The sequence below is a fragment of the Cryobacterium sp. TMT1-62 genome (genome assembly GCF_004403145.1).
Taxonomy (GTDB): Bacteria; Actinomycetota; Actinomycetes; order Actinomycetales; family Microbacteriaceae; genus Cryobacterium; species Cryobacterium sandaracinum.
The window spans coordinates 1-18,818 of the sequence record NZ_SOGZ01000042.1; the positions used below are offsets into that span (position 1 = coordinate 1).

General features: G+C 67.9%; 17 protein-coding genes. 7 read left to right on the forward strand and 10 right to left on the reverse strand.

Translation table 11 applies throughout. The features are described from left to right. Positions 1-767, reverse strand: a 767-nt coding sequence (locus E3T34_RS12380) for a DUF222 domain-containing protein (protein WP_166785898.1), incomplete at its 3' end; no start/stop codon positions are given. Between the two features lie 119 nt (positions 768-886). Next, on the reverse strand, positions 887-1,516 hold the full coding sequence (locus E3T34_RS12385; protein ID WP_104100100.1) for an RNA methyltransferase: 630 nt from the start codon (positions 1,514-1,516) through the stop codon (positions 887-889). Positions 1,517-1,640: 124 nt separating this feature from the next. On the opposite strand from E3T34_RS12385, the gene E3T34_RS12390 reads away from it, so the two are divergent. The 4 genes from E3T34_RS12390 to E3T34_RS12405 all read left to right on the forward strand — a co-directional run bounded on the left by E3T34_RS12390 (position 1,641) and on the right by E3T34_RS12405 (position 5,533). Further along, the gene (locus tag E3T34_RS12390; protein WP_104100099.1) at positions 1,641-2,333 is read left to right on the forward strand and encodes a DedA family protein; all 693 of its coding nucleotides are present in this window, start codon (positions 1,641-1,643) and stop codon (positions 2,331-2,333) included. Positions 2,334-2,811: 478 nt separating this feature from the next. After that, positions 2,812-4,035 carry an Nramp family divalent metal transporter gene (locus E3T34_RS12395; protein ID WP_134343202.1) on the forward strand — a complete coding sequence of 408 codons (1,224 nt, stop codon included), beginning with the start codon at positions 2,812-2,814 and terminating at the stop codon, positions 4,033-4,035. After that, on the forward strand, positions 4,035-4,679 hold the full coding sequence (locus E3T34_RS12400; RefSeq protein WP_134343161.1) for a metal-dependent transcriptional regulator: 645 nt from the start codon (positions 4,035-4,037) through the stop codon (positions 4,677-4,679). The genes E3T34_RS12395 and E3T34_RS12400 overlap by 1 nt, the downstream gene beginning before the upstream one ends. 53 nt (positions 4,680-4,732) lie before the next feature. Continuing rightward, the gene (locus E3T34_RS12405) at positions 4,733-5,533 is read left to right on the forward strand and encodes an HAD-IIA family hydrolase (protein WP_104100098.1); all 801 of its coding nucleotides are present in this window, start codon (positions 4,733-4,735) and stop codon (positions 5,531-5,533) included. Positions 5,534-5,848: 315 nt separating this feature from the next. Here the strand turns inward: E3T34_RS12405 and E3T34_RS15885 are convergent, their stop codons facing one another. The 3 genes from E3T34_RS15885 to E3T34_RS16775 form a co-directional block, all read right to left on the reverse strand. Then, positions 5,849-7,303: a hypothetical protein gene (locus E3T34_RS15885; protein WP_166784820.1), complete on the reverse strand. Its 1,455-nt coding sequence runs from the start codon at positions 7,301-7,303 to the stop codon at positions 5,849-5,851. Positions 7,304-8,052: 749 nt separating this feature from the next. Next, complete coding sequence (pyrE, locus tag E3T34_RS12420) at positions 8,053-8,601, reverse strand: orotate phosphoribosyltransferase (RefSeq protein WP_134343164.1); 549 nt, start codon at positions 8,599-8,601, stop codon at positions 8,053-8,055. A 52-nt stretch (positions 8,602-8,653) separates the two neighbouring features. Then, on the reverse strand, positions 8,654-8,776 hold the full coding sequence (locus E3T34_RS16775) for a hypothetical protein (RefSeq protein WP_255408580.1): 123 nt from the start codon (positions 8,774-8,776) through the stop codon (positions 8,654-8,656). 137 nt (positions 8,777-8,913) lie between these two features. Here E3T34_RS16775 and E3T34_RS12425 point away from each other — a divergent pair, with 137 nt between their 5' ends. Continuing rightward, positions 8,914-9,837, forward strand: coding sequence for a LysR family transcriptional regulator (locus E3T34_RS12425; RefSeq protein ID WP_104100094.1), 924 nt, complete (start codon positions 8,914-8,916; stop codon positions 9,835-9,837). Here E3T34_RS12425 and E3T34_RS12430 read toward each other — a convergent pair. The 5 genes from E3T34_RS12430 to E3T34_RS12450 all read right to left on the reverse strand — a co-directional run bounded on the left by E3T34_RS12430 (position 9,834) and on the right by E3T34_RS12450 (position 16,155). Then, the gene (locus E3T34_RS12430; RefSeq protein WP_134343165.1) at positions 9,834-11,333 is read right to left on the reverse strand and encodes a CoA-acylating methylmalonate-semialdehyde dehydrogenase; all 1,500 of its coding nucleotides are present in this window, start codon (positions 11,331-11,333) and stop codon (positions 9,834-9,836) included. The two genes, E3T34_RS12425 and E3T34_RS12430, sit on opposite strands and share 4 nt — an antisense overlap. A gap of 56 nt (positions 11,334-11,389) precedes the next feature. Beyond that, positions 11,390-12,724 (reverse strand): aspartate aminotransferase family protein, encoded by a 1,335-nt coding sequence (locus E3T34_RS12435; protein WP_233194020.1) that lies wholly within the window; start codon positions 12,722-12,724, stop codon positions 11,390-11,392. Between the two features lie 106 nt (positions 12,725-12,830). Next, complete coding sequence (locus tag E3T34_RS12440) at positions 12,831-13,847, reverse strand: TIGR03842 family LLM class F420-dependent oxidoreductase (RefSeq protein ID WP_104170668.1); 1,017 nt, start codon at positions 13,845-13,847, stop codon at positions 12,831-12,833. A 12-nt stretch (positions 13,848-13,859) separates the two neighbouring features. Then, on the reverse strand, positions 13,860-15,296 hold the full coding sequence (gene hydA, locus E3T34_RS12445; protein WP_104100111.1) for a dihydropyrimidinase: 1,437 nt from the start codon (positions 15,294-15,296) through the stop codon (positions 13,860-13,862). A gap of 10 nt (positions 15,297-15,306) precedes the next feature. Continuing rightward, positions 15,307-16,155 carry a nitrilase-related carbon-nitrogen hydrolase gene (locus E3T34_RS12450; protein ID WP_134343166.1) on the reverse strand — a complete coding sequence of 283 codons (849 nt, stop codon included), beginning with the start codon at positions 16,153-16,155 and terminating at the stop codon, positions 15,307-15,309. Between the two features lie 473 nt (positions 16,156-16,628). Here E3T34_RS12450 and E3T34_RS12455 point away from each other — a divergent pair, with 473 nt between their 5' ends. Continuing rightward, positions 16,629-17,414 (forward strand): (S)-acetoin forming diacetyl reductase, encoded by a 786-nt coding sequence (locus E3T34_RS12455; RefSeq protein WP_104100090.1) that lies wholly within the window; start codon positions 16,629-16,631, stop codon positions 17,412-17,414. Positions 17,415-17,735: 321 nt separating this feature from the next. Then, positions 17,736-18,761 carry a putative F420-0 ABC transporter substrate-binding protein gene (locus E3T34_RS12460; RefSeq protein ID WP_134343167.1) on the forward strand — a complete coding sequence of 342 codons (1,026 nt, stop codon included), beginning with the start codon at positions 17,736-17,738 and terminating at the stop codon, positions 18,759-18,761. The last annotated feature ends 57 nt before the right edge of the window (positions 18,762-18,818 follow it).

Here is an 18,818-nt window from a genome sequence, read left to right on the forward strand (position 1 = left end):
GGCACGGTCACATTGACCGCACCCCGGATGCCCTTGCCGAGGCCGGACGGGGTGACCCCATCGAGGATGATGTCGGCGAACACGTCCGCCTTGAGCTGCATCAGGGTGCGCACCTCCTCCGGCCCCTGCAGACTCAACGCTGCGAGCATCACCCGCTCGTAGGCACCGGCCACCTTCTCCGCACTGTCGTACAGGGTCAGCGACGCCATACCATCAGGCTCGGGCTCGAAGAACACGGCCCGGTCGCGCACGGACTTCTGGTGCCGGGCCCGGATCGTCTCCGGATGCAGGCGCTCCCGGAGCAGCCGGGCCCGATACTTCAGCTTCGACGCCGTCACCGTGCCCGCCGACCGCAGAACCTCCGCCTCGAACGCCGCCTTGGCCTCGTCGGGAACCGACCAGGCCTGATTGATCACCACCTTCGCGTGCTGGTAACTGATCTCGCCGGCCTCGAGCGCGGCCCGGGTGGCCGGGAGCTCGCCGGCCAAGGCGCGGCTCTCCGCGATCAGGTTCTCAGCCGTGCGGCGCGGCACCCGGATCGTGCAAGCCAGTTCGCTGACGAACTCCCGCTCGGCGACCTCGGCCGCGTCCCACCGGGACCCCGGCAGCCGCGCCGCCGCGTTCGCCCGGGCCTGCCCGAAGCGGCGGCCCGCCTCGACCAACTCCGCCCGCCGGGCGAACGCCACGGCGATGGCCAATTCGGCCTCCGCGATCGCCTCGAAATGCTCCCCGAGAGCCTCTTGCTCTTCAATAAATGAGGGCTTCATGACACACACACTACGGGCACCCACCGACATTGCCCGCGGCATCCGCCCACCTACACGCACCCTGTGGATAACCCGATCAGGCCCTGATTGTGGAGGGATCGGGGTGGTGAAACGCCCGCTCAGAACCGGTGCTGCAACACCCAGTTGTGCATGGTGACAGCCGCGGCGGCCGACGCGTTGAGCGAGCGGGTGGAGCCGAACTGGCTGATCTCGACGACGGCATCCGCTGCCTCGATCGCTTCGGGAGAGAGGCCGGGACCCTCCTGCCCGAACAGGAGCACGCAGCGCTCGGGGAAGCGGAAGGTTTCGATGATCACGCTGCCGGGCACGTTGTCGATGGCGATGATCGGCAAGGTCTCGGCGGCGGCCCACTCGACGAAGGACGCGACATCCGGGTGGTGCAGCACGTGCTGGTACCGGTCGGTGACCATGGCCCCGCGCTTGTTCCACCGCTTGCGCCCGATGATGTGCACCGTGTCGGCGGCGAACGCGTTGGCGCTGCGCACGATCGAGCCGATGTTCATGTCGTGCTGCCAGTTCTCGATGGCGACGTGAAACGGATGCCGCTTCTCGTCGAGGTCGGCGACGATCGCCGCCATACTCCAGTAGCGGTAGCGGTCGATCACGTTGCGCGTGTCGCCGCGCTCGAGCAGCTCGCGGTCGTAGAACGACTCCTCGGGCCACTCTCCGGCCCAGGGTCCGACGCCGTGGGTGGACAGTTCGGGCGTGGGGTTCTGCGGTTCTTGCACCGATCCACCGTATCCCGCCGGGCACCGCCGGGCGTGCCGGGCATGCCGGGCATGCCGTCGGGTATTCTGACGTGCAGGGTTCGCGTTTCGCCGGCTCGCACCCCGCCCGGAAGGAACCATCACCATGCATCCCACGCTCTTCGGTATCGACTTTCTCGACTCGGAGTGGCTGATCGGCTGGTTCGGTTCGTTCGTGCTCCTCGGCGTGGCCACCATCGTGTTCGTCGAGACGGCTTTCATCGTCTTGTCGTTCCTGCCCGGCGACTCGCTGCTCTTCACCGTGGGCCTGCTCACCGCCACCGGGGATGTGCCCTTCCCGATCTGGGTGACCTGCTTCGTCATCTTCATCGCCGCGTTCGCCGGTGACCAGGTCGCCTATTTAATCGGCCGCAAGTCCGGCCCCGCCGTCTTCACCCGCGAGCAGAACCGCCTGTTCAACCCGAAGAACGTGGAACGCACCAACGCGTTCTTCGCCAAGCACGGCGGCAAGGCCATCATCATCGCCCGCTTCCTGCCCGTGTTCCGCGCCTTCGTGCCTCTCGCCGCCGGTGTGGGACGGATGCACTACCGCACCTTCGTGTTCTTCAACCTGATCGGCGCCTTCGCCTGGGGTGTCGGAAGCACCCTGATGGGCTACCTGCTCGGCCAGATCGAGTTCGTGGCGACGTACTCCGAATTCTTCATCATCGGCATCGTGCTGCTCTCGGGCGTGCCGATCCTGTCCGAGCTCTACAAGGCCGGCCGCGAGAAGAAGCGCACCCGCGGCAAGGCCCCGGTCCCCGTCGCCACGATTCCCGAGGACCTGCGCGAGGAGTAACCGCCCAGTTCAGAGGCGGCCGCGTCTCGGCACAGGGTCAGCGCAGCGTCAGACCGGCCGGCGCCGGCATCCGTGAACGGGTCGATCGCCGCCGAGATCTGGTACTCCCCCGGCGGGAGCGCGGGCCGGTCGGGGCGGGATCGGGTGGGTGGCTTGGTCGGTGGTTCCGGCGGCGAGCGGCCCGGCGAGCGCTGCGGACAGCGCGGCCCGGTGGGCGATCCGGCTCCACAGGGGTGCGTTTCCGGCCCTCGTCGAGGTAGCCGCTGAAGATGGCCCGCCGCACGTAGGCCTCGGCCCCACCGACCGTGAACCCGTTTCCTCCCTCTGCTTAGCTACTAAAACGTATGACCGCGCCGAAACGTTGGTGTGCCGGGCCGCCCACGCAGGCACTGATCTTTCGGCATGCCTAAATCTGCCCTATCCTTTCGGTGTGGCTAAAAACAACGTGCGCACGGATGCGAGGGGACCGGTCCCTGAGATCGCCACCGTGGCATCCTCTCACCTGCTCTGGTTGCTCGGCCCTGCCCTCGTCGCGGGCGTGGCCTACCTCGACCCCGGCAACGTCGCCAGCAATATGACGGCCGGTGCTCGCTACGGCTACCTGCTGGTCTGGGTGGTCGTGGCCGGCAACGTGATGGCCTGGCTGATCCAGTACCTCTCGGCCAAGCTCGGCATCGTAACCGGCACGAGCCTGCCGGAAATTCTCGGGGTACGTATTCGGCGCCCGCTCACCCGCCGCCTCTACTGGGTGCAGGCGGAACTGGTGGCCATGGCCACCGACCTGGCCGAGATCATCGGCGGCGCGGTCGCCCTGAACCTGCTCTTCGGCCTCCCCCTGCTTGCCGGCGGCGTGATCACCGGGGTCATCTCGATGATCGTGCTCACGGTGCAGACCCGGCGCGGCCCGCGCACCTTCGAACGCGTCATCGTGGCGCTGCTGCTCATCATCACCGTGGGCTTTGCGGCCGGGGTGTTCTTCGCTCCGCCGGATGCCGGCAGCGTCGTCGCCGGCCTCGTGCCGCGGTTCGAGGGCGCGAATTCGGTGCTCCTGGCCGCGTCCATCCTCGGCGCGACGATCATGCCGCACGCCATCTACGCCCACTCCGCGCTCACCCGGGACCGATTCCCCGTCGTGGCGGACAGCGCAGCAACGCGACGCCTGCTCTGGGCCACCAAATGGGACGTCACCATCGCGATGGCCATCGCCGGCACGGTGAACCTGTCGATCCTGCTGCTCGCGGCATCCGCTCTGCAGGGCGTCGCCGGGACCGACACGCTCGAGGGCGCCCACGCCGCCCTCGAGGCAACCCTCGGGCCCGTGATCGCGACGGTGTTCGCGGTCGGGCTGCTCGCCTCCGGGCTGGCCTCCACCTCGGTCGGAGCGTACGCGGGAGCGGAGATCATGCACGGCCTGTTGCACGTGCGCGTGCCGCTGCTGGCGCGTCGCGTGGTCACCCTCATTCCCGCGCTGCTGATCCTGGGGGTGGGTTTCGACCCGACCGAGGCCCTGGTGCTCAGCCAGGTCGTCCTGTCGTTCGGCATCCCGTTCGCGCTGATCCCCCTGGTCTGGCTCACCATGCAGCGCGGGGTGCTCGGCGAGCATGTCAACCGCTGGTACACGACAGTCGCCGGCGCCGTCTGCGCCCTGCTCCTGGTGGCCCTGAACGTGGTGCTGCTCGTGCTCGTGTTCACAGGGGCGTGATGAAACACCCCACACCCGCGGCCGAGGACTACCTCAAGACCATCTACGCGCACACCGAATGGCAGCCGAACCCGATCACGCCTTCGGTGCTGGCCGCGCGGCTGGGGGTGGCGCCGTCATCGGTCACCGAGATGGTGAAGAAGCTCGCCGCCGGCGGCCTGATCGAGCACGTCCCCTACGGGCCGCTCACCCTGAGCCGGACCGGTTTCCTGCGGGCGACCGCGGTGGTGCGCCGGCACCGGTTGATCGAGACCTGGCTCGTGCGGGAAATGGGCTACGACTGGCACGAGGTGCACGACGAGGCGGAGGTGCTCGAGCACTCGATCTCGGACCGGCTGCTGGCGGCGATCGACGATCGGCTCGGGCATCCGTCGGCCGACCCGCACGGGGACCCGATCCCGGCCGAGGACGGCAGCCTGACCCGGCCGGACGCCATCCTGCTGGCTGAGGCCGCGCCCGGCCACGTCGGGGCGGTCGTGCGCATCAGCGACCGCGACCCGGACATCCTGCGCGACCTTGCCGTGCACCGGGTCGGTCCGGGAACCCGGCTCACCGTTCTCGAACCCGGCGTGGTGCGGCTGCCGGGCGGCGGCATCTGTCGGCTGTCGTCTGCGGCGGCCCGATCGATCTGGCTCACCTCGTAACCGTCCGGAAACCTCGCGCCGCTAGGCTTATCCCCGAACCAAGGGAGCACCCAATGACACGCCGCGAAGACATCGAATGCTGGCTCACCGATATGGATGGCGTGCTCGTGCATGAAAACAGCCCGTTGCCGGGCGCGGCGCAGCTGCTGCAGCAGTGGAGCGACGCCGGCACGCCGTTCCTGGTGCTCACGAACAACTCGATCTTCACCCCCCGGGACCTCAGTGCCCGCCTGCGCGCCTCGGGCCTGAACGTGCCCGAAGACCGCATCTGGACCTCCGCGCTGGCGACGGCCGACTTCCTCCGCTCCCAGGCGCCCGGCGGCACCGCCTTCGTGATCGGCGAGGTCGGACTCACGACCGCCCTGCACGAGGCGGGTTTCATCATGACCGAGACGAACCCGGACTACGTGGTGGTCGGCGAAACCCGCAACTACTCGTTCGAGGCCATCACCAAGGCCATCCGTCTGCTCTTGAACGGTGCCCGCTTCATTTCGACGAACCCGGATGCGACCGGCCCCAGTGCGGACGGCCCCCTGCCCGCCACGGGTGCAATCTCGGCCCTGATCACCAAGGCCACCGGCATGGAGCCCTATGTGGTGGGCAAGCCGAACCCGATGATGTTCCGCTCAGCGATGAACAAGATCGGCGCGCACTCGGAGAACACGGCCATGATCGGTGATCGGATGGACACCGACATCATCGCCGGGATCGAGGCCGGGCTGCACACCATTCTCGTGATGAGCGGCATCAGTGACGACGCTGAGGTGCACCGCTACCCGTTCCGCCCGGACGAGATCCTCTCCGGCGTGCACGAGCTGGTCTCCAAGGAGCCCGTGGAGTCCGACGCGATCTAGGTTCCGCCGCTCCCATCGCAGCCGCGCTCTGCCGCACCCGTCGCCTCAGCACTTCTACCGCCGCGCCCGCCGCTCCTGCTCCCGCTCTCCCTCCCGCCAGGCCCTGACGAATTCGACGGAGATTTTGCGCCACCACCCCGGTTGCGACCCAGAACTGACCATTTTCGGCAAAATCTCCGTCGAATTCGTTCGATCATCGGGCATGGGCGGCGACGGCGGATCCCGGTTGCACGGCTGGGGTTCCGTTGCGCTACAAGGCAGCCAGGCAGCCAGACAGCCAGGCGGCAGACGTCGGTGACGGATGCTCCGGAACGCTTATGCGGCGGGTACCGGTCCGGGGCCCGCGATGCTCGCGTTCATCGGCTCGCCGGAGGCCCGGCTCACGAAGCAGTAGTAGGAGCGGCCGCCATCGGACCACTGTTCCTCGGTGATCGGGTAACTACCCTGCACCTGCACGTCGCCGTAGGCCGAGGCCGCGGCCAGGTCGATGACGCCGGTCGCGCTGCAGAGCAGGTTGATCTGCCCGGCCAGCTCGGCCTCGCCAGGGAAGGCTGTGGCGGCATCCCCGGCGAACACTCCGCGGTACACGAGCTGAGCCGCATGCGGGGTGGCACAGTCGGCGACCGTGAATTCCTCTTCCCAGGGTGTCACGTACGGCTGCAGGCATTCGCCGCCGAACAGGGTGTCCCACTGGTGCACGCCGACCGGCTGCGGGCCGGTGGCCTCGGGCGGCGCCGATGGCGCCACACTCGGGGTGGCGCTCGGGGCAGGTGTAGCGCTGGACGTGGCCACCGCAACGGGGGCAGCGTCGCCGCCGACCAGGCTCTGCCCGAGGAAGAACAGTGCCGCCAGCGCGAGCACGACCACCAGGCCGCCGACGCTCCAGATCAGAAGCCGGGGCCTGCCGGGGCGGCTGCCTCCGGGCGGGCGACCGGCCGAGGCCAGCCGCGCGGCATCGGCAACGGCGCCGGACGGCGCCGCGTCCACTGCGGAACGCCGGCCGTTCGCTGCGACCGGAGTGGCCACGCCCGACGAGGAGTTCGTACCCGACGCGGGGCGCGGGGATGCCGCACCGAACATATTGGTCGTACCCGACGCGGGCCGCGGAGTGGTGGCAGCAGCAGCACTCGCACCGGCGTGGATACCGGCCCCAGCCCCGGCTGGTGCAGGTTCGGGGGAAGCAGTGACGGCGGACGCGGGCGCGGCGGACGCGGACGTGGCTGACGCGGACGCGGACGTGGTGGACAGGTGGGCCGGCGTTGCGGCCAGTGAAGGTGGAGTCGGGGCGGCGGTGGGCGCGGAGCGGGCCGCGGCCGAGGCCTGCGCCGCCGTCTCGGCCAGCCGTGTACCTGCACGGGCATCCGGTGCGGGGAAGGCTGCCTCCGGCGCCGGGATGGCTGCCGCGGCTAACGGGGCACCTGGGGCGGCAACAACGGCCGCGGCTCCCGCCGCAACTCGGGCCCCGGCTCCAGCGATCCCGGCGGCGTCGCGGGCCTGGCCCGCGAGAGGGACCGGAGTCGACAGTGACGCGGCCAGTCGTGCGCGCAGACGGCCGCGGGCGGAGACCGGAGCCGGCAGCGCGGCCGGCTCGGGGTCGGGAGCAGGCGGCGTGCGCCCGGCCAGCAGATCGGCGGCCGCGACCTCCTCAGCGGTCAGCTCGAGCGGCGACTGCGTGAAGGTGGTCCACCACGGCGCCGGTGCGAGATCGGCTTTCTCCGAACGGATGCTGCCGCTCCGGTCAGACTCGTCCGGCCCGTTCCCGCCGAGCATCGGCAGAGGCGCGGGAGCCTCGACGGGTGCCAGAGGGGCCGGTGCCGACGCGTCGGGCGCCCCCGGGGCGGGCCCCGAAGCTGATGCCGAGCGTGTTTCGGCCGGCGTCAGTTCCGAAGCCGAGTCATCCGTGAGCGCGGCGGACGAAGCCGCCGACCTGACAGCGGCCGAGGGCGCGAACGCGGCCGGCTGGAGCTCGGAAAACGCGGCCGCAGACGAGGACGCGGCCGCAGCCGCCGCGACGGCAGCCGACTCAGCAGACGAAGCAGCCCCGGAAGCAGCCCCATCGACTGCAGAAGCAGCACGCGCCGGGTTTGCGGGCGTCAGGACGAACAGGGCCGCGGTCGTGATCGGCACGGATCCGGTCACATTCGCTGGCCCCGCAGCCGAAGGCGTCGCTCCAGCCGAAGGCGTCGCTCCAGCCGATGACGTCGCTCCCGACGAAGGCACAGGAGCGGCAGGAGGCGCCGGAGCGGGACCAGGAGCGCCAGCCGCAGCAGCGGCGGCCCGAGCCGCGGCACCCTTGGCGAGCCGAGGGTCAGGCTGGGAGGTCGGCTTGAGCCCCCAGAGGAAGACGCCGGTATGGGTCGTCGGCTCGGCGGGTGCCGGTGGAACAATGCGGGAGGTTCTCGGCCACCGCGGCGACTGGCGGGGCGAATATTCGTCCGGCAGGGCCGGGCGCGCGCCGTCACCGAGCTGAGATGCCAGCCACTTCATTCCGTCCTCGCCGGGCACCTCATTTGTGGGCACTAGTTCAGCCCCAGGTCCTCAAGGCCGATCGCGGCGTAATAGGAGTAGCCCGCGGCTTCGATCACTTCGCGCGCCCCTGTGTTCCGGTCGACCACGACGGCGACGGCGACGATGATCGCACCGACCTTGAGGAGCGCATCGATCGCCGCCAGGGGCGAACCGCCCGTGGTGGACGTGTCTTCGAGCACGACGACACGCTTGCCGGCGAGATCGGGTCCTTCGACCTGCTTGCCCCGGCCGTGGTCCTTGGGCTCCTTGCGCACGACGAAGGCGTCGTACGCGGCTCCGCGTGCCACGCCCTGGTGCAGGATGGCCGCCGCCACCGGGTCGGCACCCATGGTCATGCCGCCGACCGCGCTGACATCCGGAATGTGCGCGATCAGGTCGAGCATGACCTGGCCGATCAGTGGGGCGACGCGATGGTCGAGGCTGACCTTGCGCAGGTCGACGTAATACGTCGCCTTCTTGCCGCTGGTCAAGGTGAAATCCCCGCGGAAAACGGCCTCGGCCGAGATGTGGGCGATGAGCTGCTGGCGTGTGTCCGTCACAGGACCAACTTTAGGCCATCGGCCGGTCGGTGAACCTGAAGCAGGCGTTGCTCTAGAAGATACGAACGAGCTTGCGCTCGGGAACGCGGCGGAATCCGTCCTTGTGCACGTCGACGACGACGGCAACGACGGAGGAGATGACGATGAGAACGAGAACGGCGAGAAGAACAAACACGGTCGTACCTTTCGGGAAATGGGGTTGAGTATCGGGGAGACGGAGGCACCATTGCTCGAGTTCGACGTATTCATTTCATCATCTTTGACTTTGCAGCACAATCACATAGTTCTGCACGGAGTGTGTAGCGTTACTACATGGATGTCCAACGACTCGAACTTCTCCGCGAACTGGCCGAGCGCCACAGCATCACTGAGGTTGCCCGCGCCACGCACCGCACGCCATCCGCTGTCTCGCAGCAGCTGAAAGTGCTCGAACGCGAGGCCGGCCTTCCGCTCACCGAGCGCAGCGGTCGCGGCCTCATTCTGACGGATGCCGGCCGCGCTCTGGCCCGCAGCGCGACGGATGTCGCGGTCGCCCTCGCCCGCGCCCGGGCGGTCTGGGACGAGTTCCGCAACGACGCCACGGGCGAGGTGAGCCTGGTCACCTTTCCGACCGCGGGCGAGATGCTGCTGCCGGGAGCGGTGAGAAGCATCGCCGCCGTGCCCGGACTCATCGTCAACTGCACCGACAAGGACCCGGAACTGAGCGACTTCCCCGCGCTCACGGCGGAGTACGACATCGTGCTCGCCTACAGCCTGCGCGGCCAGCTTCCATGGGGCGGGCGCGGACTGACGGTGGTCCCGCTGATGACAGAGCCGCTCGACGTCGGGCTGCCGGCCGACCACCGGCTGGCCTCCCGGTCGTGGATCACCCCGGCGGACGTGATCGGCGAGACCTGGATCGGCGCGCCGACCGGCTACCCGTTCGAGCGCATCCTGCACCAGATCGAGCAGAAGGCAGGCAGTCAGATCACCGTCGCCCAGCAGTTCGCCGACCTGCGGGTGATCGAAGCGTTCGTCGTGGCAGGCCTCGGCATCGCTCTGGTGCCCCGGTACACCTGGGGCGGTGACCAGCCGGGCCGCCTCGTGCTCAAGCCGCTCCGCGGGGTGGACGCCGAACGGCAAATCGTGGCGCTGATGCGCCCCGATCGGGCCGAGCGCCTCGCCGTGCGCACCGTTCTGGAGGTGCTCCGCACCGAGGCCGCCCGCGTGCAGGCCAAGCACGCCCTCATTCCCTAGGCGTTCTGTGGGAAGCCCAGGTTGATACCGCCGTGGCTCGGGTCCAGCCACCGGCTCGTGATGGCCTTCTCTCGGGTGTAGAAGGCGATCCCGGCCGGGCCGTAGGCCTTGGCGTCGCCGAACAGGGAGTCCTTCCAGCCGCCGAACGAGTGGTAGGCCACGGGCACCGGGATCGGCACGTTGATGCCGACCATACCGACCTGCACCTCATTCTGGAACCGCCTGGCCGCACCGCCGTCGTTGGTGAAGATGGCCGTGCCGTTGCCGTAGCGGCTGCGGTTGATCAGGTCGAGTCCCTCGGCGTAGCTGGCGACCCGCACGATGGAGAGCACCGGGCCGAAGATCTCGTCAAGGTAGACGTCCGAGTCCGTGCTGACCTTGTCGAAGAGGGTCGGACCGAGCCAGAATCCGCTCGCGTCACCGTCCACCTCGATACCGCGGCCGTCCACGACGACCTCGGCTCCGTCGGTCTGGGCGAGGTCGATGTAGGACGCCACCTTGTCGCGGTGTACCTTCGTGATCAGAGGTCCCATGTCGCATCCGCGCATGCCGTCGCCCACCTTGAGGCTCTTCAGCCGCGCGGTGATCTTCGCGACCAGGTCGTCAGCGACCGGTTCCACGGCCACCACCACGCTGATCGCCATGCAGCGCTCACCGGCCGAGCCGAAGCCGGCGTTGACCGCGGCATCCGCGGCCAGGTCCAGGTCTGCGTCTGGCAGCACGAGCATGTGGTTCTTTGCGCCGCCGAGGGCCTGCACGCGCTTGCCGTGATGGGCGGCCGTCTCGTAGATGTACTGCGCGATCGGCGTGGAGCCGACGAACGAGATCGCCTGCACGTCGGGGTGCACGAGCAGGGCGTCGACGGCTTCCTTGTCGCCGTGCAGGACGTTGAGCACACCGGCGGGCAGGCCGGCCTCGGTCATCAGGGCAGCCATCCAGTTCGACGCGGACGGGTCTTTCTCGCTCGGTTTGAGCACGACCGTGTTGCCGGCCGCGATGGCGATCGGAAAGAACCAGAGGGGCACCATGGCTGGGAAGTTGAACGGGCTGATGATGCCCACCACGCCGAGCGGCTGGCGCAGCGTGTAGACGTCGACGCCCGTGGACACGTTCTCGGAGTACTCGCCCTTGCTCAGGTGCGGCATGCCGAGCGCGAACTCGACGACCTCGAGGCCGCGCGCGATCTCGCCGAGCGCATCCGAGGTCACCTTGCCGTGTTCGGCGGTGAGGATGTCGGCCAGCTCGCCTTTGCGCGCGTTCAGCAGTTCGCGGAAGTTGAACATCACGCCCTGGCGCTTGGCTTGGGATGTGTCGCGCCAGAGCGGATAGGCAGCGTGGGCGGAGGCGACGGCGGTGTCGACGTCGGTGGCACTGGCCAGGATTACGTTCTTCGCGACGGCGCCGAGGGCGGGGTTGAAGACGGGCGCGGTGCGGGTCGAGGCTCCCCGGAGGGGAGCCCCGTCGACCCAGTGGGTGATGAGGGGCAGTTCGGTCATGGGCGTTCGTCTCTCTTCATTCTCTTCATCGAGTCGGGGTGAGGGTGCGCGGGGCGTCAGACAAGCCGGTCGAGGCTGAGGACCTCGTCGTAGATAGTGAGCGCCTCGGCGACCTCGGCGTCGGTGACGACGCAGGGCGGCACCACGTGGATGCGGTTCTCGGCCAGGAACGGCAGCAGGTTGCGGGCCAGCAGCTCCGATTTGATCCGGCCCATCACGGCGCCGCTGAGCGGCTGGCGGGTCTCCCGGTCGGAGACGAGTTCCATCGCCCAGAACACGCCGACCCCGCGCACCTCTCCGATGATCGGGTGCTTAGCCTGCAGCTCGGCGAGCCCGGGGGCGAGCACGTCGCGCCCGATCCGGGCGGCGTTCTCCACGATGCCCTCGTTCTTCATGGCGTCCAGGGCCGCCACGATCGACGCCATCGCCAGCGGATGTCCGCTGTAGGTGAGGCCACCGGGATAGACCGTGGTGTCGAAGTCGTGGGCGATGGGGTCGGAGATGATCACACCGCCGGTGGGCACATAACCGGAGTTGACGCCCTTCGCGAAAGTGATCAGGTCCGGCACCACGTCGAAGCCGTCGAACGCGAACCAGTTGCCGGTGCGGCCGAAGCCGGCCATCACCTCGTCGAGGATCAGCATGATGCCGTACCGGTCGCAGAGGGCCCGCACGCCGGCGAGGTAGCCGGGCGGCGGCACGAGCACGCCGGCGGTGCCGGGGATGGATTCCAGCAGCACGGCCGCGATGCCCGCGGGTCCCTCACTCTGGATCACGTGCTCGAGGTGGCGCAGGGCCCGCTCCGACTCCTGCTCGGGGCTGGTCGCCCAGAACTCGCTGCGGTAGAGGTAGGGGCCGAAGAAGTGCACGTGCCCGCGGGCGAACTCATTCGGGATGCGGCGCCAGTCGCCGGTCGCGACGATGGCCGCGCCCGTGTTGCCGTGGTACGAGCGGTAGGTGGAGAGCACCTTGTCGCGGCCCGTGTGCAGGCGCGCCATGCGGATCGCGTTCTCGATCGCATCCGCCCCGCCGTTGGTGAAGAAGACCTTGTTGAAGCCCTCCGGCGCCCGTTCGACGATGCGCTGGGCGGCCTCGCCGCGGGTCAGGGTCGCCGTGGAGGGCGCCACCGTGGCGAGCCGACCGGCCTGCTCGATGATGGCCGCAGTGACGGCCGGATGCTGGTGGCCGATGTTCACGTTGACGAGCTGGCTGGAGAAGTCCAGATAGCTGCGCCCGTCATAATCCCAGACCCGGGAGCCCTGCCCGCCGGCGATCACCAGCGGCTTGAGGGCACCCTGGGCCGACCAGGAGTGGAAGACGTGCGCCCGGTCAAGGTCGTAGGCGAGCTCGTTGCGGCTGGCCGTGGCGCTTGGGGAAGTGATGTCATTCACAGATATCGGGTTCTTTCTCTCTGCGTTGAGATGGTGAGGCCGTGGATCGCCCACCTTCAGTGTGACCTCGATCGGCTTGAAGTCTGCACCATTCACCTGAATCGGGTCATTTCTTTGCCACGATGGGCTCGGTCATCGCCGGGATCACGGTCTCCCCGTAGACGCGCATCGTCTCTTCCTTGTTGTCGTGCTGCAGGTAGCCGGCGAACTGGTCGACGCCGATGGCGCGCAGGGCCTCGAGCTTTTCGATGTGGTCCTTGGCGGTGCCGAGCAGACAGAACCGGTCGACGATCTCGTCGGGCACGAACTCGGCGTGCGCGTTTCCGGCACGGCCGTGCTCGTTGTAGTCGTAATCCTGCCGGCCAATGATGTAGTCGGTGAGGGCCTTCGGCACATGAGATTCGGTGCCGTACTTGGCGACGATGTCGGCCACGTGATTGCCGACCATGCCGCCGAACCAGCGGCACTGGTTGCGCATGTGGCCCCAATTGTCGCCGATGTACATGGGCGCGGCCACGCAGAACTTGACCGCCATCGGGTCGCGGCCGGATTTCGCCGCGGCCTCCCGCACGGTCTTGATCATCCACTCGGCCACGTCGAGGTCGGCCATCTGCAGGATGAAACCGTCGCCGACCTCGCCCGCGAGCTTGAGCGCGAGGGGCCCGTAGGCCGCCACCCACACGTCAAGGGTGGAGCCGCGGCTCCACGGAAACTGCAGGGTCGCGCCGTTGTATTCGACCGACCGGGAGTTCGCGAGTTCCCGGATCACGTGCACCGACTCGCGCAGCGTCTTCAGGGTGGTGGGAGTTCCGTTGATGACCCGCACCGCCGAATCCCCGCGGCCGATGCCGCAGATGGTGCGGTTGCCGTACATCTCGTTCAGCGTCGCGTAGGTGGAGGCCGTGACCGTCCAGTCGCGGGTGCCCGGGTTGGTGACCATGGGTCCGACGATGATCCTGTCCGTCTCCGCGAGGATGCGGCTGTAGATGACGTAGGGCTCCTGCCAGAGCAGATGCGAGTCGAACGTCCAGACGTGGCTGAAGCCGTGCGCCTCGGCCAGTTTGGCCAATTGCACGGTACGGGCGGATGGGGGGTTGGTCTGCAACACTGCTCCGAAGTCCATCTGGGGTCCCGTCTAGATCAGGTACTGGCTCAGGCCGCGCTTGACGAACCGGCCGTCACCCTTGGAGCCGAGATAGGAGCTGTCGTCGATGATGACCTTGCCGCGGGACAGAACGGTGTCGACGTGACCGTCGATCTCGTAGCCTTCCCAGGCGGAGTGGTCCATGTTCATGTGGTGGGTCTTGCCATTCCCGTTGACGGGCAGGCCGATCGAGGTGTGGCCGTTCGGGTCGTAGATCACGATGTCGCCGTCGGCGCCCGGCTGGATGACCCCCTTTTTGCCGTACAGCCCGAACATCCGTGCCGGGGTTGTCGCGGTGATCTCCACCCAGCGTTCGAGCGAGATGCGGCCGTTGACGACGCCCTGGTAGAGCAGGTCCAGGCGGTGCTCGACCGAGCCGATGCCGTTCGGGATCTTCGAGAAGTCGCCGAGGCCCAGCTCTTTCTGCCCCTTCATGCAGAACGGGCAGTGGTCGGTGGAGACCATCTGGATGTCGTTGGTGCGCAGGCTCTGCCACAGGTGGTCCTGGTGGCCCTCGGCCTTCGAGCGCAGTGGCGTGGAGCAGACCCACTTCGCGCCCTCGAACCCCGGTGCCCCGAGATTCTCCTCGAGCGACAGGTAGAGGTATTGCGGGCAGGTCTCACCGAACACGTTCTGGCCGTGGTCCCGGGCGGCGGCGATCTGCTCCACGGCCTGCTTGGCGCTCACGTGCACCACGTAGAGCGGCGCCCCGGTGAGGTTCGCGAGCATGATCGCGCGGTGCGTGGCCTCCTCCTCCAGCTGCCAGGCGCGCGCGACACCGTGGTAGTAGGGGTCGGTCTTGCCCTCTGCGAGCAGCTGCGTGACGAGCACGTCGATGGCCGGGCCGTTCTCGGCGTGCATCATGGTCATCAGCCCGGTCTCGGCGGACTTCTGCATGGCGCGCAGCACCTGCGCGTCATCCGAGTAGAAGACGCCGGGATAGGCCATGAACAGTTTGAAGCTGGAGATGCCCTCGTCCAGCAGCCCGTCCATCGCCTGCAGCGAGTCCTCGTTGAGGTCGCCGATGATCTGGTGGAACCCGTAGTCGATGGCGCAGTTTCCGGCCGCCTTCTCGTGCCAGGCCGCCAAACCGTCGAAGACCCGCTGGCCGTAGCTCTGCACTGCGAAGTCGACGATGGTGGTGGTGCCGCCCCAGGCCGCGGCCCGGGTGCCGGTCTCGAAGGTGTCGCTGGCCGCGGTGCCGCCGAACGGCAACTGCATATGCGTGTGCGCGTCGACGCCGCCGGGGATCACGTACTTGCCGGTGGCGTCGATCACACGGTCGACGGATGCGGCGAGGTCATTCCCGAGGAGAGCCGAGCCAGGTGCCAGCACGGCGACGATGATCTCGCCGTCGATGAGGACATCCGCCTGCACCCGGCCGGTCGCGCTGACCACGGTGCCGTTCTGGATCAGGGTCGTCACGATGCGCCCCTGGCTACGGCCGGGCGATCGGGCCGTAGGAGTCGGGACGGCGGTCCCGGTAGAACTGCCACGAGTTGCGCACCTCTCGGATGACGCCCAGGTCGAGGTCGCGGATGACGACCTCCTCGGTGTCGGTGGAGGCCACCTCGCCGACGTAGTTGCCGCGCGGGTCGACGAAGTAGGAGCTGCCGTAGAAGGTGACGGCGTCGGCGCCGAACTCCTCGGTCTCGGTGCCGATGCGGTTGTTGGCGCCGATGTAGTACTGGTTGGCGACGGCGGCGGCCGGCTGCTCGAGCTCCCAGAGCCGGTTCGAGAGGCCGGGCTTGGTGGCTGAGGGGTTGAAGACAATCTCGGCGCCGTTCAGGCCGAGCACGCGCCAGCCCTCCGGGAAGTGCCGGTCGTAGCAGATGTAGACCCCGATCTTGCCGACCATGGTGTCGAAGACGGGGTAGTCGGCGTTTCCGGGGCGGAAGTAGAACTTCTCCCAGAACTGGGGCAGGTGGGGGATGTGGTGCTTGCGGTACTTGCCGAGGTAGGTGCCGTCGGCGTCGATCACGGCGGCCGTGTTGTAGAGCACGCCGGGCTGCTCCTCCTCGTAGACGGGGAGCACGATCACCATCGTGTGCTCGGCGGCGAGCTTCTGGAACCGCTCCACGAGTGGTCCCGGCACGCTCTGCGCGTAGTCGTAGTACGTGGAGTCCTGCACAATGCCGAAGTAGGGGCCGTGGAACAGCTCCTGGAAGCAGATCACCTGCACTCCCGCTTCGGCGGCGGTGCGCACGAATCCCTCGTGCTTCTGGATCATCGACTCCTGGTCGCCCGTCCACTCGGTCTGGGTGATTGCGGCCCGAACTACAGTCATCTTGTCTCCACATTCGCCAGTGACGGAACACCGTTGAGCCGAACGACAGCGTCCGGGCTTATTAGTCTTCGACGCAAACATTTGGTGCTGCTTTTCTGTGTGACTAACGCGTATATCATCCTGTCGAGCGAATCTGCCGGTGGCAAGGGTTCATGCAAACCGTTATCGTCGCGGTCGGGCACGGGGTCACTGGCCGACCGAATATCACTCGATCGCGCCTACAATGGGGGTAATGCCTCGTCTGCTGCTGGAGTTCTTAGACAACATCGACACAAAAAACGGGGATGTCTCAGATTCACCCCGAGAGGTTCACCCTCGGGGCCGCTCATCCGCCGCGACGACGCCGGAAATTCTCGGTGCGCGCCGCGCTGCTGGCGCCGTGCGTATCGGATCAGTAAAACTCCTGTCCTGCCTTGACATGACGTCATCGACTCGCCGGCAGGTTGCGAATAATCGAGATTGGAATCAATACCATGGCACGCACAGAAAACGGAAAAGTCGCACTCGTTACCGGTGGTGGACAGGGGATTGGTCAGGCCATTGCTGAGCGACTCCACGCTGACGGCTTCAAGGTCGCCATCGCCGACCTGAACCGTGCGACCGCAGGCGCAGTTGCCGAATCCCTGGGAGGCAAGGAGGGCGGAGCACTCGCACTGCACGTCGATGTCTCCGACCGAGACAGCGTGTTCGCCGCGGTCGAGCAGGCTGTCACGGAGCTCGGGGGCTTCGACGTCATCGTCAACAACGCCGGCATCGCCCCCACGTCTCCAATCGATGACATCACCCAGGAAAGCATCGCAAAAATATTCTCCATCAACTTCAACGGCGTGGTGTGGGGCATTCAGGCAGCCACCAAGGCGTTCAAAGAGCTCGGCCACGGTGGAAAGATCATCAGTGCTGCGTCCCAGGCCGGTCACGTCGGGAACCCCGGCATCGCGTTGTACTCGGCCACCAAGTTCGCCATTCGTGGCTTGTCCCAGACAGCCGCCAAGGACCTGGCCCAATTCGGCATCACGGTCAACACCTTCGCCCCCGGCATCGTGAAGACGCCCCTCATGGAGGAGCTCGCGAAAAAGGTGGCAGCCGACGCGGGCCAGTCGGAAGAGTGGGGCTGGGATCAGTTCACGAACGGCATCGCCCTCGCCCGCCTGTCCGAAGCGTCCGAGGTCGCGGGGGTCGTTTCGTTCCTGGCTGGCCCCGACTCCGGCTACATCACCGGACAGTCGATTCTGGTCGACGGCGGAATGGTCTTCAACTAAGCAGAGGACGAAACTGACTCTCACCGGCCCGGCGACTGGCCGCACTGAGTATCCCGGGCGCGCCGGACATCCGTCCCCCATCGCCCCGCTCGCCCGGGATGGGCCGCGCCGAAGTTCTGGCCTAGGCTGAACGAAGACCGCCGGTTGGCTCTGACCGGTTGAGCCGGCCCCGACTTGGGCGGCAGGTCGCCGACACGTGCTCGGTCGCACCCTTCCTGCCCCGCAGTTCTCCCTGTGCTCGCCAGAGCGGGTGAATCGTCGCCATGGCGCGCTCATACCGACGATCCACCAGCTCTCGCGGCCCTGAACCGGATCGGTAACATGTCCCAATTACGTTCGTTGCGTGGTCCCCTGCTGGTGGTCGTAGCGGCGGCTGCCCTGCTATCGAGCGGATGCGCTGCGGCGAGTCCCGTCGCCGCGCCCAGTGCCGCGCCGGGCGCGAGCGCCGGCACGGGTGGAGGCTACCCGATGACGATCGACAACTGCGGCACCGACGTGACCGTGGAGGCTGCGCCCGAACGGATCGTGACGATCAAGTCGTCGACGACCGAGCTGCTGCTCGCACTGGACCTCTCCGATCGCATCGTGGGCTCGGCGTTCCTCGACGGCCCGCTGCCGGCATCCCTCGAGAAGGCCGGCGCAGGCCTGTTCGTGGTCAGCGACTTCGTGCCCGGCCAGGAGGCCGTGCTCGGACTCACGCCCGACTTCGTCTACGGCGGCTGGGAGTCCAACTTCTCGGCCGAGGGCGTGGGCGAACGCCAGAGCCTCACCGACCTCGGCATCGGCAGCTACGTTTCCCCCGCCGCCTGCAAGGGCGAGGGCTACATGCCTGACCCGCTCACTTTCGACTCCGTGTTCGCCGAGATCACCGAGGCCGGCGCGATCTTCGGCGCCGAAGAGGCCGCGGCCGACCTGGTCGCCGATCAGCAGAAGACCCTCGCGGCCCTTGACCCCGCCGCCGCGGACACCACCGCGCTCTGGTATTCCAGCGGCACCGACACTCCCTACGTGGGCGCCGGCATCGGCTCGCCCAACATGATCATGGCGGCCGCGGGCCTGACCAACGTGTTCGCCGACGTGCAGGACACCTGGACCTCGGTGGGCTGGGAGTCGGTCATCGAGGCGAACCCGAGCGTGATCGTGCTCGTCGACGCCACCTGGAACACCGCGGAGTCGAAGATCGCGAACCTCGAGACGAACCCGGCCACGCAGCAACTCGACGCCGTGAAGAACCAGCGCTACATCGTGCTGCCGTTCGCGGCCACCGAGGCCGGCATCCGCAACGTCGAAGCCGCCGCGTCAACCATCGAACAGCTCGACGCGCTCGGGTCCACGACGGCCGGCTAGCGACCGGCGCCAGAGCACGACGCACGACGCAGGACACGCCAGGACAGCACCAACGGG

Coding starts and splice junctions, on each gene's coding strand:
- E3T34_RS12390 (WP_104100099.1), top strand. CDS start 1,641: ATGCATCCCACGCTCTTCGGTATCGACTTTCTCGACTCGGAGTGGCTG.
- E3T34_RS12400 (WP_134343161.1), top strand. CDS start 4,035: ATGAAACACCCCACACCCGCGGCCGAGGACTACCTCAAGACCATCTAC.
- E3T34_RS12405 (WP_104100098.1), top strand. CDS start 4,733: ATGACACGCCGCGAAGACATCGAATGCTGGCTCACCGATATGGATGGC.
- E3T34_RS15885 (WP_166784820.1), bottom strand. CDS start 7,303: ATGCTCGGCGGGAACGGGCCGGACGAGTCTGACCGGAGCGGCAGCATC.
- E3T34_RS12425 (WP_104100094.1), top strand. CDS start 8,914: ATGGATGTCCAACGACTCGAACTTCTCCGCGAACTGGCCGAGCGCCAC.
- E3T34_RS12430 (WP_134343165.1), bottom strand. CDS start 11,333: ATGACCGAACTGCCCCTCATCACCCACTGGGTCGACGGGGCTCCCCTC.
- E3T34_RS12440 (WP_104170668.1), bottom strand. CDS start 13,847: ATGGACTTCGGAGCAGTGTTGCAGACCAACCCCCCATCCGCCCGTACC.
- E3T34_RS12450 (WP_134343166.1), bottom strand. CDS start 16,155: ATGACTGTAGTTCGGGCCGCAATCACCCAGACCGAGTGGACGGGCGAC.
- E3T34_RS12455 (WP_104100090.1), top strand. CDS start 16,629: ATGGCACGCACAGAAAACGGAAAAGTCGCACTCGTTACCGGTGGTGGA.
- E3T34_RS12460 (WP_134343167.1), top strand. CDS start 17,736: ATGTCCCAATTACGTTCGTTGCGTGGTCCCCTGCTGGTGGTCGTAGCG.